Here is a 14035-nt window from a genome sequence, read left to right as displayed (position 1 = left end):
CCTACTTAGGTTGTACCGTGTAATCGGCGCCTAAAAATTTTTCTGATAGTTTCTTTAGCGTACCATCTGACTTCATATCTTGAATGGTCTTGTCAATGCGATTTGCTAAGGCTTGGCTGTCAGCATCCTTGCGCAAAATAAAATACGTAGGCACACTGGAAATCACAGACCCAACAGATTTTAAATGAAGCCCCAGCACCTGATTGGCTTCTCTTACCGCCACTTCATAGTCGCCGCTAGCGTCAGCCCTGCCGGTAGCAACAAGGTTCAAAGTTTCTGATGACCCTTTGTCTGTATATAAAACATTAATTTTAGGTTCTGCTGTTTCATTATATTTCTTAACAAGACGAGCCACTTCACTAGTAGGCGTTAAGGCCATGCTTTTTCCTCTTAAATCATCAAGGCTCGCAATATCATTTCGACCTTCTTTTACCGTAAGCTTACTGCTCGTATAATTATTTACTTCTTTAGTAAAGGTATATTTAGCAGCTCTGTCTTCATTCAAGGCCATTTGATTCGCAATTAAATCAATTTGGTTGGCTGTTAGTGCAACAAACGCGCTTTCAATACTCATCGTTTTAAACTCAAACTTAATATCAGGATTGCGCTTTTCTACTTCCCTTAAAATTTCAAGATCATAGCCAGTCAACTGTCCTTTATCATCCGTATAAGTAAAAGGTTTCATTGTCCCCCGAGTTCCGACATAATACGTTTTTACCTTTTGGTTTGAATCACTTTGATTCGCTTTCTCCCCAACACTTGAACCACAGCCAGCAAGGAAAAACAGCGAAGTCAGAACTGATAGTACCAATAAAAAAACTTTTCTTGCTTGAATAAACATAAAAATCTCTCCTCATTTCTTCTTTTGGAATTTGGGGTTTAAAAAATAAAAAGGCCTAATCGCTCTTTTCAAAAAAGAGAAATTAGGCCTTCAGTATTTCTGATCGGCAATATGAATTTCTTTGTATTATAAACAAGGATCGCACTTTTGTCAAATAGATCTAGTCATGAAAATTTTTACACTTATTCATTAACAGCAAACGGGTATACTACCTAATGGAGGTGATACGCATGAAAAACGATTGCTCTAAACAAAACGAAAGTACAAAAAAAGGAAAGAATCTAGAAGCTTCTTGTGAAATAGGAGTGAATAAGGAAAAACTGCCTAACAAAAAAAGTTGTACTTCCAACTGCAGCCGCTAATCCTATCTCCTCCCAAAAGCGGTAGCTTCGGCTATCGCTTTTTGCTATCAAACAACTCCGCGAATTACGAGGTGATTTCTATGCACCAAGAAGATACTGAATCCTTTACTGTAAACAATCATCCTGCAAAAAAAAGCAAAAACAACAGCACCAACAAAAATAAAATATCAGCCTCCGAAAAAACACAGATAGAAGCCGTCAATGCCCTAGCTTCCCATGTTAATAAAGCAGAGTGCGAAACGTAAAGGGGGAATCTGGATGCCCATTTACCGCATCTTTATCGATGGCATCGAAACAGGAACAACTGTTGATGCCAGTGATTATGTAAACGCTTATTTTAATGTGGCTAGCAGCCAACCCATTCCCTATCGCAACGAAATCAGCCTCGTAGAAATTACAGACCAAACCGAGGATATCCCTTAGTCTTTTAAGTATTCCAAAGAAGGTGAGTGCATAATATGGATAAAGAAAAAGAATCGTCTTATTATATGACAAAAGGACAAAAAAATGTAGCAAAAAATATGCCTTATTGCGATACACCTTGTCAAAAAGCAAAAGAAGCACCACAATCAAACCATAACGCCAAAGCAATCAGCCGTCCTTAACGGACGGCTGATTTATTTTACTCGATACATAGAATTAGCAATTTCAGAAATCTCAATGGCGGCATTGGCAAGACTTTCACTCGCTTTTGCCAAAGACTCAACAGTTGCTTCTTCTTTTGTAAGATTTCCATCCATTCCATTTAATTCTTGCAACAGAATCTGAACGATGGAGCTCATTTCCTCTAAACTTTTAACAATGCTGCCCACAGATTCAGAGCTTACTGTAGCAAGCTTTCTCACTTCTTGTGCTACAATAGCAAAGCCTTTGCCTGCTTCTCCAACACGAGCTGATTCAATCGAAGCATTCAGCCCTAACAAGTTAATCTGCTTCGTAATCGACTGAATTAAAGAAATGACTTGATCGTTTTCGGCAATCGCTCGGTTTAAATCACTGCCAATAGAAACAATTTTTCGACTGCTCTTTGTGAGCAGTTCGGAGTGATGATTGAGCTCGATCATGCCTGTAGCAAATTCTTCTGAAGAGCCGGCTAATTCTTCAGCAACGGTTCGAATTTTCTCCTGTATTGCAATAGGCTGCGTAACTGTAATACAGCCTACGACCGATTGATTTTCTTTTATAGGTATGGCCCGCGCTACGTAAGGAATACCATAAGAAGATTTTTCCCGCGATACTAAAGAAAACTGCGCTTTGCCAGTTTCTATACACTGCTTACTAACAATCCCTTTTACAGGATCGCCTTTTTTATTACCTAAATTCAATTTTTCAGCTGGAATATATTCTAAATAGACAGAATCGGCTACTACGGAAATTCCAATATCTTCGGGCATACTTTCTTGAATGTAAGAAGCAAGATCGGCATAATGCTGAAGAATTTCTTTAGCAGATAAACTAGCCATACTCTCCCACCTTCTAACAATAAGATCTTGAATTCATTGTAACTTTTCTACCAATCTTCACGAAGTCCTGCTACTGATTATCAGTGAATTCCAACTTTATCTACAGAACCTGGCCTCTGTTGAAAAACACTCCCCCTAGATGTAACAGCCTGACAATAAAACTCATAAGATAAAGCAACAAAAACAGATACTACATAAAGGGAGGAAATAGAATGGTACACGGCTGCCACTTCGACTCCGATACCCCGTCGGGACCAACCGGCCTATTTATCATTATTGCCATTATTGTACTCTTATTCGCTTTAATAGCTAACGATCATAGTACATCCCGTTTCTAAAAACTATATAAGAAGGTGATTCTATGAGTGAACAAGATGAACAAAATCCTCTGTACGGCAAAGATGAAGCTGTTTCGGCTAAAGCGTCGCAAGAGTCTTGGCGACAACCGCTTTTCTCCGATGATATCGCCTGTCATCATAATTGTCCGCCCGAACAGCCCCTTGATACCAATAAGACAATTCACTGTTTTTGGGAGCTCCGCCAGTTATCTCAGGAAATATTTCGTAGCATCGGCTGCTCGCCTAGTGAAAGGCGTCTCTTAACCTTATTTACCTGCCTCATCTTAGAAGACCTCAATACGATTTATAAAGAAGTAGCAGAATGTAAAAGATTACTCTGTTGCCTAACTTCCCGTGATGAGTAAAAAAACAAAATTCCAAATAAAAAAACTAGACAGCCACGTATCTGTCTAGTTTTTTCTTCCCAGAAATCTAGTCATACAACCCTCCGTGCATCTGTTCATGATTTCTACTTGTAAAAAAACTCTAGGAAAGGATCGGAAAACGGATCGAAAAACAAGTTCCTGCTGCACTACTTGCCACCTGAATCGTAGCCTTATGTCGTGCGGCAATCCGATAGCAAACACTAAGCCCTAGCCCTGTACCATTGCTTTTTGTTGTTGTAAAGGGAGTTCCAAGCTTTGCTAAAATATCCGTAGGTATTCCCGGTCCATTGTCTTCTACGCCAAGTATTACGTACTTTCCTTCTGTCAAAACAGAAACATGAACTTTCCCGGCAATCGGCACAGCGTCTAATGCATTTTGCACAAGATTCGTTAAAAGCTGCTTGATTTCCCTGTCGTCTGCTAATGTATTCGGCGTATGAAGAATATCAATTGTAAAGGTAATTATTTTTTCTTGTTCACGTGCGTAAGCTTCCATCAAATATTTGAGCTCTAGAACCACAATTGCTAAGCTTCGAGGCATTAAATGGGAAGCCTTATTCTTAGCAAGCGATAAATATTCAGAAATAATAGAACTGGCTCGATCCAATTCATCAATCATTAAACCATAGTTACTCTTTTCTTTAAATGGCAAATTTCTACTGTAATATTGTAAAAATCCTTTGACAGTTGTTAGCGGATTGCGCACTTCATGAGCAATGGTTGCCGCCATTTCACCCACAAGATCGAGATTTCTTAGCCGTGATAGTTCCATTTCAATCTGTTTCTTTTCAGTTAAATCATAAAAAACAAAAGTCCTAATATCACCTCTGGCAGTTACGCGGGTAGACATGAAGATTTGAAGCGGTATCAATTCCTTGCCCGCCACCACTGCATCCGCAAAAAAATTCTGATGTACTTTTTCTGGCCCTTGGCGACAATTCTGTAGCAATTTTTCCTGAAAGTTTAAAATTTCTTTTAATCTTTTACCAATGACTTGAATTTTAGGCAACCCAAAAAGATGCTCAGCGCCTTCATTCCAAATAATAATTCGTTCAAAAATATCCGTAGCAACAATAGGAAATTCTGCAGTCTCTACAAGTAGTTGGTAATTTTCTTCGGCCTCCACAAAAAATCTAGCTACAAGTTCAGACGGGTCTGGCAAAGACTTCGTTTGTATGGCAACTTCAATAATGGCAAAAATAGCGCACCAGTGCCCTAAGTACTGCATTGTCCTTCCTAAGATATTCCAATAACCGCCAACAAGTTTCTGCGGAAAAATAAAAGCAAGCCCCACTGTAATCAATAAAATGGACAAGCAAAACCATAAACTAAAGCGAATCCTGGTTCGAATATATCGTAAAAGCAAAATGACAAACGTCTGAGAATACAATATAACGGCTAAGCCTAGTATAACTTGACGAAAAGCAGTAGCACCCTGATCAGGCTCAAAAAACGGCGGCATCATTTCTGTAGTAGTTAAAACAGCTATCGTGACCATAAGAATAAAAGAAACGCTATAAGTGCCCCAGATGGCTTGTCGAGGATTCTTCAAAAAATATTGCTTACGCAACATCGGTAAAAATCCGCTTAAAAAGAAGAATAGCGAAGAAATTACGACTCCCATATTATGAATTGTTACAATAATATTTTGCGATCTATAGTAAACAAATGTTCCTCCCGCCAAAAAGGCGCCAACGCCGCTAATAAAAAAAGCACAACCAAATAACAGTAACGGTAAAGAGTAATTTTGTTTTACAACCTGAATGGAAAGGTAGGCAATGATAAAGGCAGGTACAGTAATGAATAGAACATTTTCAAAAAACATAACAGGAAAAAACCACTGATTGGCAAAAATCTTTTCTTCGCCAATAATAGCCCCTAGAATAACAAGAAAAATCAATAGAAGTACCATATTCCCCTGCAAAGGTCTTAATCTTTTCATAGAACCCCTCCCGCGCCAGGAAAATTTTTACTTTTAACTACTTATTATATAAATTTTTCCATAATCCTTCTAAACTTCTCTTTAAAAACCAATTAATTACAAAAATAAAAAAGCTTAATTCACAAGAGTGTGAATTAAGCTTTTTATGTTTAAAGTTACATTCAATAAATTTAGATTCTCACATCAATAATAGCAGAGATACCAACACCTTGTACCCGTGAAAAATGTAAGGGATTCTTACTGTTTATAGGAATTAGCCCTTTCACTCTAAACTGTGCGCCATTGAAATTTCCTTCTAACTGTAAGACAGCCTCTGTTTGCGCTACAAGGTCAGCATCGCCCGTAACTTGAGCAGCGCCAATATACCCACCGGAACCAACCGTAATAATTGGCACTACCTTTGTGGCATACTCGGTACCGACTCCTTGTTTTGCCATTAAACCATTAATAAAATTGTTTAATGGCGTCGCCATACGGTCTACGATAAAACCAATACCGCCAACTTTTAAAATATCGCCTAAACCAAAAGCAGCTACATTCGCTGTAAAAACAGGAAGTCCCAGTAAGGCGAGAGCTAACAAGCCAATGAGAACTTTTTTGTGAAATACTTTTTTCATGGTCAAGCCTCCTCTTATCCTTGATTGAGAATAATTCTTGTTATTTATATTTTACCACATAAAAAAAAGTAGTCCAGCGCTTTGATTTTTCATAACGAAATAAGACCTCGCGATCGCCGCGAGGCCTTATTTCTTGTGCACCTTTTGGTGCCGAGGACCGGAATCGAACCGGTACGGAGATCACTCTCCGACGGATTTTAAGTCCGTTGCGTCTGCCAGTTCCGCCACCCCGGCATGTGTGGAGGCGGCACCCAGATTTGAACTGGGGGATAAAGGTTTTGCAGACCTCTGCCTTACCACTTGGCTATGCCGCCATTGGAGCGGAAAACGAGATTCGAACTCGCGACCCTCGCCTTGGCAAGGCGATGCTCTACCACTGAGCTACTTCCGCATAATTGGTGCCGCAAGACAGAATCGAACTGTCGACACGAGGATTTTCAGTCCTCTGCTCTACCGACTGAGCTATCGCGGCAAATGGCGACCCGGATGGGACTTGAACCCACGACCTCCGCCGTGACAGGGCGGCATTCTAACCAACTAAACTACCGGGCCATTCATAAGTTACTTTGTTAGTATAACACCTTCAACTTACTATGTCAACAACTTTTTTTATTCATTTGAAACTCGAAAGTTATTTCCACAGCAAATAATATTATAGCAAAAAAATAAAATTAGTCAATAGTTTTCCAATCATTTTCTTATTGACGCCGCAAAACTTTTTGAATCGTCTCTAAAACCTGTGCTGGATCAAATGGCTTGACTAAAAAATCGGATGCTCCTGCCTGCAAGGCGTCGCTAATAACTGCTTTTTGACCGATTGCAGTTACCATAATAATGACGGCACTAGGAAATTCCTCTCGAATCATCCGAACTGCTTCAATCCCATCCATTTTAGGCATAGTAATATCCATTGTCGTCAGCTCAGGTTGAAATTGCCGAAAAAGCTGTACGGCCTGCTTGCCATCACCAGCTTCACCGACAATTTCATGCCCATTATCTATAAGCAGCTTTTTAAGCATCATCCGCATAAATGCCGAATCATCACATACTAATATTTTCGCCATTTAAAATTTCCGCCCTTCTCTCAGTTAACTATTAATCCGCCGCTTTAAACCGTTTCTCCAAATTGTTCAAAGTGTCTTTCAAATGAGTTTCTAGCTTTTCTTCTAATTCTTTCAAGTTTTTCGCATCAAAATCAAAAATCATTTCCGGTGTACGGTGAAGGCGAATTTCACCAAAATATTCATCCCGATAAATATTATAATACAGCAAAAAATTGCTTTCTTCGGAAAAACAGCTGTAGTCTAGAACAATGTAGGAACCATTAATTACTTTAACTGGTTCCTGCGGTGAAATAAATAAAGAAAAAGGCCCTATTGCATGAGGTAATTTTGTTCCATACTCCCATGTAGTAATCTTCGTTTGCAAAAGCACGCTTTCTAGATGATGCTCTTCAAATACAGCTAATTCGTGCAACGTATTTTCCATTCTTTCCTGCAGCAAGCTTTCAAAAGCGGCTAAGTCTGTCACGATATAACTTACATCATTATACTCAGTCAGTCCGATAATAACACGGACCATAAAATCTTTCGTCGCTTCATCATAGAAAGCAATAAATCGGCGTCTTTTAGCGGAAAACTCATAATTAAACAAAATGGTCTGCGTCCCACTCGTTTCACGTAGCGTACTCAGCTCAAACCCCAGCAAATTTTGCGGCAGTTTTTCCGGATACGTCCAAGCCTCTAGTTCTTCTTGAATTGACATAAATTCTAGCCTCATTTTATTGTAAGATAGCTTTAAAACCTTCTAAATTGAATCATCGTTAATGTATTCTTCACAAACTTGCCAAAAACCTGCTATAACGTCACCAATCTCCTTAGCTTTGCATAGTAATACATCGAATGAATTATAGCGGGAGGATATAGGATGAATTACCTAAAAAGCTTTCGTTTACTCACCTTGGTTACACTAGTATTTCTGCTGTCCGCCTGTGGTCTGAATCAAGGAACTCAGACTACGAAAACAAGCGAGGCGCCACCGCCCGCCTGGGCGCCGACCTTGTCGCCGCTTTCGTCGCAGGCAACAGTAAAGGTAGGCATGAAACAGGTCATATCTGATGCTGGTATTTTAATTGGTATGGCCAAAGGCTACTATCAAGATGTCGGCATTACCATCGAAGCGGTTCAATTTAATTCTGGTCAGGAAATGATCAACCAATTAGCAGCAGGACAACTAGATGTAGGTGCAACCGTAAGCGCCTCAGGCCTCTTCAACGCCATGTCGCGGGATATCCCGGTAAAAATTGTAGCTGATAAAGGCATTAATGTCCCTGGCAAAGGTTATTATCGGCTCGTAATACGCAAAGATTTAGCAAACAGTATTCAAAATTATCAAGATCTGCGCGGTAAAAAGCTCGCCATTGTCGGCACAGCTTCACTTGATGAAATTTCCTTAGACCGAGTATTACAGAAAGGCGGCTTAACCGAAAAAGATGTTCAGATCGAAGTTATCCGCTCTTTCAGCGATATGCTTGTTTCCCTGGCCAACAAAAGCATTGATGGCGCTATGGTCATTGAGCCATTTATTGCTCAAGGCATAGCTAAAGACCTCATTGACCCTTGGAAGGATCCCTCAGAATATGATCCAGACGCGCAAACAGCGCTTCTCGTGTTTGGCGCCAGTTTAACCAAACAGCCTGATGTAGCCAATCGCTTTATGACAGCCTATGTAAAAGCGCTCCGTGATTATAACGATGCTTTTTTCTACAATAAAAACAAAGCAGATATCGTTTCCATCCTTTGTAAATATTCTGTTATAAAAGATCCACTGTTATACGAAAAAATGTTTCCTACAGGTCTGAATCCCAACGGCTATGTCCGTCTCCACGGCATAGATCTGGATCTTGCTTGGTATCAAGAACATCAATTGATAAAAAGCCTTGCCACTTCTGATGTTGTAGATAATCGTTATGTTGATTTTGCTATAAGTAAACTGGGAGATTACCAGCCAGGAGGAAATTAATGATGAAGCTGCAAAGAGCTCAAATTCTTCACCTTCTCCCCTTACTCTCCCCTTTAACGCTCCTACTTTTCTGGGAAATCTTAGCTCGCACTGGCTTCATAGACATTCGCCTTTATTCTTCGCCCACGCTCATTGCTAGTACCTTTTTGCCGCTGCTTTACTCAGGTGAACTTGCTTATAATACACTTATCAGCGTCCAAAGAGTTCTCCTCGGCTTTCTATTAGGATCTTTGCCAGGAATTCTACTTGGCATCAGCATGGGACTGTCCCCGGTCATTCGCACTCTCATTGAACCGCTCATTGCTGCAACTTACCCCATACCGAAACTTGCCGTAATGCCGCTGATTCTCCTTGTATTCGGCATTGACGAAACGTCGAAGGTTTTCACCATAGCGATTGGCGTATTTTATCTTGTTGTCATCAATACCTTGGCAGGTGTTGTAAACATTGACAAGATTTATTTGGATGTGGCGAAAAATTTTGGCGCCAATCGAAAAGACTTTTACCTTACCGTTGCACTTCCCGGTGCTTTACCTATGATTTTTGCTGGATTAAAGTTAGGTATGGGCATGGCTCTGATCCTCATCGTAGCTGCTGAAATGTCGGCTGCAAAAGCCGGTGTCGGCTGGATGATCTGGCGTTCTTACGACATGTTTGATATTGAAACCATGTTTGTCGCGCTCATCACGCTCTCGATTCTTGGTTATATTTTTTCCCTCGTGCTCGACGGAGTCGAAAAAATCGTCCTCCCCTGGAAAAAACAGGATTACTAGGAGGTCTCGCCCTTGAACAAAAACAAACCTTGCATCATCCTTCAAGACATGGAAAAAAGGTTCGCAACACCAACTGGCTCGATTACCGCCTTAAGCAAAATTAATCTCGTCGTAAATCAGGGAGAGTTTGTCGTGATTGTCGGACCGAGTGGCTGCGGCAAAACCACATTATTACGTATTCTAGCAAATCTAGATCGGCAGAGCAGTGGTAAAATAAAAATCTTACACCAAAATCTTCACCAACCACTTACCTCTATGGTGTTTCAAGAACAATCTATTTTTCCCTGGATGACTGTGATTGAAAATGTTTCATATGGTCTGCGTCTGCGCGGCATGAAGAAAAAAGACCGCTATGAAATCGCCGACCGCTACATTTCTATGATAGGACTACAAGATTTTTCCTCAGTCTATCCACATCAGCTTTCCGGCGGAATGAAACAGCGCGTAAGTGTGGCAAGAGCTTTTGCCAATGATCCAGAGATTCTATTGATGGATGAACCCTTCGGCGCCCTTGACGAACAAAACCGCCTGATTTTACAACAAGAACTTTTAAAAATCTGGAATCAATATCAAAAAACGACTGTTTTCATTACCCACAGTATTGACGAAGCCCTGGTATTAGGGGATCGAGTCGTTCTCATGTCGGCTCATCCCGGCACCATTAAAACGATCATTCCTGTTGATCTGCCTAGACCACGGGAAATTTCAGATCTTCGCACCTCGACTCACTATCAGGAACTCTTTAAAAAAATTTGGCTCCTCCTAAAGGAAGAAGTCGTTAAAGTAAACCGACATACTCTACCACATCCCAAGGGAACATAATAGTAAACCCAAAATACTAAGAGGCCAAACAAAAAAGAGCTAGAGCGAAAATATCTCATTTCGCTTATAGCTCTTTGTATTATTCTACGCTAACCATCTTCTGTTTATCACATCATTAGTCTTTGATCTGATCGCGTTTCAGCCAATCGATTAAAATAGTTTCTCTAAAGCTTTTAATTTTTTCTAACGACTCAGGCGTCCAGTCATAAAGACCTGTACCAGTTTTGGCGCCTAGTTTTCCTGCAGCCACAGCTTCCTGCAATAATTTTGAGCCTGTTGTCTCATTGCATAAATCAGCTAACAAATAGCTGGAAATATTATTAAAAATGTCAAGTCCGCCTAAATCAGCGCTTTCCAAAGGACCTGTTGTAGCTAAACGACGGCCAAGACTATATTTCATGGTTGTATCAACCGCTTCTGGCGTAGCAATGCCCGATTCTACAATATACAAAGCTTCTCGCAGCAAAGCCAGCTGTAGTCTGTTACCGATAAAACCAAGAGCTTCCCGTTTTAAGGCAACAGGTTTTTTCTGAATGAGTTCCATGAGCTTCCAAGTGATTTGTACGGTTTCCTCAGAAGTTCCTTTACCTGGAACAACTTCGACAAGTGGAACTAGATGAGGCGGATTCCAGAAATGAGCTACGACGAATTTATCTTTGCGCTGCAATGGTTCAGCAATCGCAGTAGGACTCAAGCCAGACGTATTTGTGGCAAAAATGGTATGAGGCGCGCAAAGTTTATCAAGCTTACCCCAAATTTCCTGTTTAATAGCCAGTTCTTCGGCAACAGATTCAATAATGAAATCAGCCTTTTCAGCAACGGCTTCCAGTGTTGTTACACCTTCTACACGCGCTAAAATAGATGCTACATCATCCTCTTTTACCAAGCCATTAGCGACATAAGTTTTTAAGGCGCCTTTGATACTGTTAACGCCGCGCTCAATACTGCTTTCAGACCGACCATACATTTTTACTTCATAGCCGGCCATGGCAAAGGCCAAAGCTGTACCAAAACCCATGGTTCCAGTACCTAGGTTCCCAATGACTTTAATGTCTTTTACATCCATTCTGTCTCCCCCTCATCAACTCAGTTGCAAAAGCGTTTTGTAATTTTACAAATTATAGAATAATTATAACATTTTTAACCGATTCTTGCACTGTAAAAATTATTACGACTAAATATATTCCTTATTTTTAAATTTTCGTATAAAAAAGAGATGCATAAAATGCATCTCTTTTGAGTTTCTGGCAGGGGCAGAAGGACTTGAACCCTCAACCAATGGTTTTGGAGACCACTACTCTACCAATTGAGCTATACCCCTATGAAATTGGAGCGGAAAACGAGATTCGAACTCGCGACCCTCGCCTTGGCAAGGCGATGCTCTACCACTGAGCTACTTCCGCAATATGGCGACCCGGATGGGACTTGAACCCACGACCTCCGCCGTGACAGGGCGGCATTCTAACCAACTAAACTACCGGGCCGAACCAGCTTTTATATAATAACATATTATATATACTTTGGCAAGAACTTTTTACTAGTACTTTTTCTTCTCGCATTTACCTTAGCAGCAGCTTTGACAAAACTGCTTGGAGACAAGAACTTCCTCTAAAGATGCAGGTCTCCCTAAATAATAACCTTGCCCACAATCAACTTCTAATTTCTTTAAAATATGCCAAATGGCATCATTTTCGACAAACTCAGCAATCGTTTTCTTTCCCAACGTATGGGCTACCGCATTCATCGCTTGTACAAGAGCCTGTTGCTTGGGATTATTCTCTAGGTTTCTTACAAAGGATCCATCAATTTTCAAATAGTCAACTGGCAGCTTTCCTAAGTGAGAAAAAGAAGAGAAACCGACACCAAAATCATCTAGAGCAAAATGACAGCCGAGCTTCTTTAAACCATTAATCCATTTTTCTACTATTGATAAATCCTTGATTGTCGCACTTTCTGTAATCTCAAAACCAAGTCGATTTGGCTCTATGCCGCTTTCTAGTATAGAGCGTTCAATCCAGCTTAAGAGCCCTTCATCACTCAGGGTAAAACCTGATAAGTTCACAAAAATTCTTAACTGCGGCTGATTTTCAAGTACCGAAAGTGTTTTCGATATCACCCAGCGATCAATAGAGGCTATGAGACCACTCTTTTCCGCCACAGGAATAAAGTCAACTGGTGAAATAATATGGTCACCATCTATTAGCCGGATCAGCGCCTCATAATGAATAATGCCCTTGCCTGACTGATAAATAGGCTGAAACACTAGTTTAAACTGATCACGTCGTAATGCCTGATAAATTAAAGCCACTTTGCGATTCATTTCAAAAATACGACGACGGTCATCAATATCACTGATAAGCATAACCCGGTTTTTTCCGGCTTCCTTAGCCTGATGAACCGCGGCATCTACATAAGAAAAAATACGTTTTACTTCAACCGCTTCATCAATATAGACAATACCAATACTTGCCGTAACGCGAAGAGGAATTTTGCTGGCATCGACATAAAAGTTTTCTTTTTCTAATGTTTTTAAGAGCCTTGTAGCCATGCAGTTCGCCTTTTCCAAGGTAGTCTCATACAGAAAAATTAAAAACTCATCGCCGCCTAAACGGGCTAAAAAATCACCTTTACGCAGGTTGCGCTTCAATAATTTTACAGCCTGTTGCAATAAACGGTCACCCGCCTTATGGCCATACGAATTATTGACAAGATTAAAATTATCAAAATCAAGTAGCAGTAACGCGCTTTTTTGCGCCACACAACCATTTGTGCCTGTCTTTTTCAAATGTTCTTCTAAATAGTAGCGGTTTGGAATATCTGTAAGATAATCATAGTGGGCCAAATGCCATAGTCTTTCTTCCATCTGCTTGCGATGACTAATATCACGGATAATACTCAATAAAACAGGCACCCCAGCTACAATGCTTCGTTGCGATTGAACCTGCACGTAAAAAACCGTACCATTTTTCCGCTTATGCTTTGCTTCAAAACAAACGCCGGCGGCTCCGGCTAATTTCATCTGTTCTAAAATTAGAGCTGCTTCCGTACCGTCTTCCCGCACATCAAAAATCGTTAAAGCTGTGAGTTCTTCCGCTGAGTAGCCATAGACACGAAGCGCAGCATCATTACCTGCTAGAATTTGCCCTTCTAAAGCTATAAATAAAATAATATCTCCTGTCTTTTCTGCGAGAACCTGATATTTTTGAATCTGCGCTTCTATTTCGGCAAACAAAATCTTTTCTTGCGCCTTTCCTACCGACTCAGAATCATTTTTCTTCACAAAAAATCCTCCTACCTCGCGCTCTCAAAAAAATAAAAGACCAGGCCTGACACCTGGTCTATCTATACAGGGAGCAACCTGGCAATCATAGACATCCTGTCTTTAGACCCATAGCTTTGCGTCCTTATCTTTCGATAAGTTTGCCATATTCATTATCTTTATTTATATCATAACATGCTAATAACTGTCA

15 protein-coding genes, 8 tRNA genes and 1 riboswitch are annotated in these 14035 nt (G+C 40.4%); of the genes, 7 read left to right on the top strand and 16 right to left on the bottom strand.

Annotated elements, in window-relative coordinates:
* Window position 1: 1 nt before the first annotated feature.
* Window positions 2-841, bottom strand: a complete 840-nt coding sequence (locus tag AC0NJP_RS15305) for a transporter substrate-binding domain-containing protein (protein ID WP_474040525.1) — start codon at window positions 839-841, stop codon at window positions 2-4.
* 442 nt (window positions 842-1283) lie between these two features.
* On the opposite strand from AC0NJP_RS15305, the gene AC0NJP_RS15300 reads away from it, so the two are divergent.
* From AC0NJP_RS15300 to AC0NJP_RS15290, 3 genes are read left to right on the top strand one after another with little or no spacing between them, the layout of a single operon-like run.
* Window positions 1284-1448, top strand: a complete 165-nt coding sequence (locus AC0NJP_RS15300) for a hypothetical protein (protein ID WP_474040526.1) — start codon at window positions 1284-1286, stop codon at window positions 1446-1448.
* 13 nt (window positions 1449-1461) lie between these two features.
* Window positions 1462-1626, top strand: coding sequence for a hypothetical protein (locus AC0NJP_RS15295; RefSeq protein WP_474040527.1), 165 nt, complete (start codon window positions 1462-1464; stop codon window positions 1624-1626).
* A 35-nt stretch (window positions 1627-1661) separates the two neighbouring features.
* Window positions 1662-1808: a hypothetical protein gene (locus tag AC0NJP_RS15290; protein WP_474040528.1), complete on the top strand. Its 147-nt coding sequence runs from the start codon at window positions 1662-1664 to the stop codon at window positions 1806-1808.
* 12 nt (window positions 1809-1820) lie between these two features.
* Here AC0NJP_RS15290 and AC0NJP_RS15285 read toward each other — a convergent pair whose 3' ends face one another.
* Complete coding sequence (locus AC0NJP_RS15285) at window positions 1821-2666, bottom strand: methyl-accepting chemotaxis protein (RefSeq protein ID WP_474040529.1); 846 nt, start codon at window positions 2664-2666, stop codon at window positions 1821-1823.
* Between the two features lie 361 nt (window positions 2667-3027).
* Between AC0NJP_RS15285 and AC0NJP_RS15280 the strand changes: the two genes are divergently transcribed.
* Window positions 3028-3369 carry a hypothetical protein gene (locus AC0NJP_RS15280; protein ID WP_474040531.1) on the top strand — a complete coding sequence of 114 codons (342 nt, stop codon included), beginning with the start codon at window positions 3028-3030 and terminating at the stop codon, window positions 3367-3369.
* A 121-nt stretch (window positions 3370-3490) separates the two neighbouring features.
* On the opposite strand, the gene AC0NJP_RS15275 is transcribed toward AC0NJP_RS15280, so the two are convergent.
* From AC0NJP_RS15275 to AC0NJP_RS15235, 9 genes are all read right to left on the bottom strand, one after another.
* Window positions 3491-5332, bottom strand: a complete 1842-nt coding sequence (locus tag AC0NJP_RS15275; RefSeq protein WP_474040532.1) for an ATP-binding protein — start codon at window positions 5330-5332, stop codon at window positions 3491-3493.
* A 170-nt stretch (window positions 5333-5502) separates the two neighbouring features.
* The gene (locus AC0NJP_RS15270) at window positions 5503-5949 is read right to left on the bottom strand and encodes a hypothetical protein (protein WP_474040533.1); all 447 of its coding nucleotides are present in this window, start codon (window positions 5947-5949) and stop codon (window positions 5503-5505) included.
* Between the two features lie 145 nt (window positions 5950-6094).
* A tRNA-Leu gene (locus tag AC0NJP_RS15265) sits at window positions 6095-6183 on the bottom strand.
* A gap of 5 nt (window positions 6184-6188) precedes the next feature.
* A tRNA-Cys gene (locus AC0NJP_RS15260) sits at window positions 6189-6263 on the bottom strand.
* A 2-nt stretch (window positions 6264-6265) separates the two neighbouring features.
* A tRNA-Gly gene (locus tag AC0NJP_RS15255) sits at window positions 6266-6340 on the bottom strand.
* 5 nt (window positions 6341-6345) lie between these two features.
* Window positions 6346-6421 (bottom strand) — tRNA-Phe (locus AC0NJP_RS15250).
* Window positions 6422-6424: 3 nt separating this feature from the next.
* Window positions 6425-6501, bottom strand: a tRNA-Asp gene (locus AC0NJP_RS15245).
* A gap of 146 nt (window positions 6502-6647) precedes the next feature.
* Window positions 6648-7013 carry a response regulator gene (locus AC0NJP_RS15240; RefSeq protein ID WP_474040614.1) on the bottom strand — a complete coding sequence of 122 codons (366 nt, stop codon included), beginning with the start codon at window positions 7011-7013 and terminating at the stop codon, window positions 6648-6650.
* Between the two features lie 31 nt (window positions 7014-7044).
* On the bottom strand, window positions 7045-7713 hold the full coding sequence (locus tag AC0NJP_RS15235; RefSeq protein WP_474040615.1) for a hypothetical protein: 669 nt from the start codon (window positions 7711-7713) through the stop codon (window positions 7045-7047).
* Window positions 7714-7875: 162 nt separating this feature from the next.
* Here AC0NJP_RS15235 and AC0NJP_RS15230 point away from each other — a divergent pair, with 162 nt between their 5' ends.
* From AC0NJP_RS15230 to AC0NJP_RS15220, 3 genes are read left to right on the top strand one after another with little or no spacing between them, the layout of a single operon-like run.
* Window positions 7876-8970, top strand: coding sequence for an ABC transporter substrate-binding protein (locus AC0NJP_RS15230; protein ID WP_474040616.1), 1095 nt, complete (start codon window positions 7876-7878; stop codon window positions 8968-8970).
* Entirely contained in the window at window positions 8970-9743 is a 774-nt protein-coding gene (locus AC0NJP_RS15225) for an ABC transporter permease (protein ID WP_474040617.1), read from the top strand. The genes AC0NJP_RS15230 and AC0NJP_RS15225 overlap by 1 nt, the downstream gene beginning before the upstream one ends.
* Before the next feature lie 12 nt (window positions 9744-9755).
* Complete coding sequence (locus tag AC0NJP_RS15220) at window positions 9756-10565, top strand: ABC transporter ATP-binding protein (protein WP_474040618.1); 810 nt, start codon at window positions 9756-9758, stop codon at window positions 10563-10565.
* 115 nt (window positions 10566-10680) lie between these two features.
* On the opposite strand, the gene AC0NJP_RS15215 is transcribed toward AC0NJP_RS15220, so the two are convergent.
* The 5 genes from AC0NJP_RS15215 to AC0NJP_RS15195 form a co-directional block, all read right to left on the bottom strand.
* On the bottom strand, window positions 10681-11631 hold the full coding sequence (locus AC0NJP_RS15215) for a 3-hydroxyacyl-CoA dehydrogenase family protein (protein WP_474040619.1): 951 nt from the start codon (window positions 11629-11631) through the stop codon (window positions 10681-10683).
* Between the two features lie 179 nt (window positions 11632-11810).
* Window positions 11811-11886: transfer RNA gene (locus tag AC0NJP_RS15210), tRNA-Trp, on the bottom strand.
* A 7-nt stretch (window positions 11887-11893) separates the two neighbouring features.
* Window positions 11894-11968, bottom strand: a tRNA-Gly gene (locus AC0NJP_RS15205).
* 4 nt (window positions 11969-11972) lie between these two features.
* Window positions 11973-12049: transfer RNA gene (locus AC0NJP_RS15200), tRNA-Asp, on the bottom strand.
* A gap of 80 nt (window positions 12050-12129) precedes the next feature.
* The gene (locus AC0NJP_RS15195; RefSeq protein WP_474040620.1) at window positions 12130-13845 is read right to left on the bottom strand and encodes a putative bifunctional diguanylate cyclase/phosphodiesterase; all 1716 of its coding nucleotides are present in this window, start codon (window positions 13843-13845) and stop codon (window positions 12130-12132) included.
* 69 nt (window positions 13846-13914) lie between these two features.
* A riboswitch (cyclic di-GMP riboswitch) is annotated at window positions 13915-14000 on the bottom strand.
* Window positions 14001-14035 lie beyond the last annotated feature (35 nt).

It is taken from the genome of Pelorhabdus sp. sgz311002 (assembly GCF_056134285.1).
This window is presented reverse-complemented; position numbering and strand designations above follow the sequence as displayed.

What these genes read in the sequence shown, in the direction of transcription:
- AC0NJP_RS15280 (WP_474040531.1), top strand. Translation starts at nt 3,028, where the DNA reads ATGAGTGAACAAGATGAACAAAATCCTCTGTACGGCAAAGATGAAGCT.
- AC0NJP_RS15230 (WP_474040616.1), top strand. Translation starts at nt 7,876, where the DNA reads ATGAATTACCTAAAAAGCTTTCGTTTACTCACCTTGGTTACACTAGTA.
- AC0NJP_RS15300 (WP_474040526.1), top strand. Translation starts at nt 1,284, where the DNA reads ATGCACCAAGAAGATACTGAATCCTTTACTGTAAACAATCATCCTGCA.
- AC0NJP_RS15270 (WP_474040533.1), bottom strand. Translation starts at nt 5,949, where the DNA reads ATGAAAAAAGTATTTCACAAAAAAGTTCTCATTGGCTTGTTAGCTCTC.
- AC0NJP_RS15225 (WP_474040617.1), top strand. Translation starts at nt 8,970, where the DNA reads ATGATGAAGCTGCAAAGAGCTCAAATTCTTCACCTTCTCCCCTTACTC.
- AC0NJP_RS15235 (WP_474040615.1), bottom strand. Translation starts at nt 7,713, where the DNA reads ATGTCAATTCAAGAAGAACTAGAGGCTTGGACGTATCCGGAAAAACTG.
- AC0NJP_RS15295 (WP_474040527.1), top strand. Translation starts at nt 1,462, where the DNA reads ATGCCCATTTACCGCATCTTTATCGATGGCATCGAAACAGGAACAACT.
- AC0NJP_RS15240 (WP_474040614.1), bottom strand. Translation starts at nt 7,013, where the DNA reads ATGGCGAAAATATTAGTATGTGATGATTCGGCATTTATGCGGATGATG.
- AC0NJP_RS15285 (WP_474040529.1), bottom strand. Translation starts at nt 2,666, where the DNA reads ATGGCTAGTTTATCTGCTAAAGAAATTCTTCAGCATTATGCCGATCTT.
- AC0NJP_RS15305 (WP_474040525.1), bottom strand. Translation starts at nt 841, where the DNA reads ATGTTTATTCAAGCAAGAAAAGTTTTTTTATTGGTACTATCAGTTCTG.
- AC0NJP_RS15290 (WP_474040528.1), top strand. Translation starts at nt 1,662, where the DNA reads ATGGATAAAGAAAAAGAATCGTCTTATTATATGACAAAAGGACAAAAA.
- AC0NJP_RS15275 (WP_474040532.1), bottom strand. Translation starts at nt 5,332, where the DNA reads ATGAAAAGATTAAGACCTTTGCAGGGGAATATGGTACTTCTATTGATT.
- AC0NJP_RS15215 (WP_474040619.1), bottom strand. Translation starts at nt 11,631, where the DNA reads ATGGATGTAAAAGACATTAAAGTCATTGGGAACCTAGGTACTGGAACC.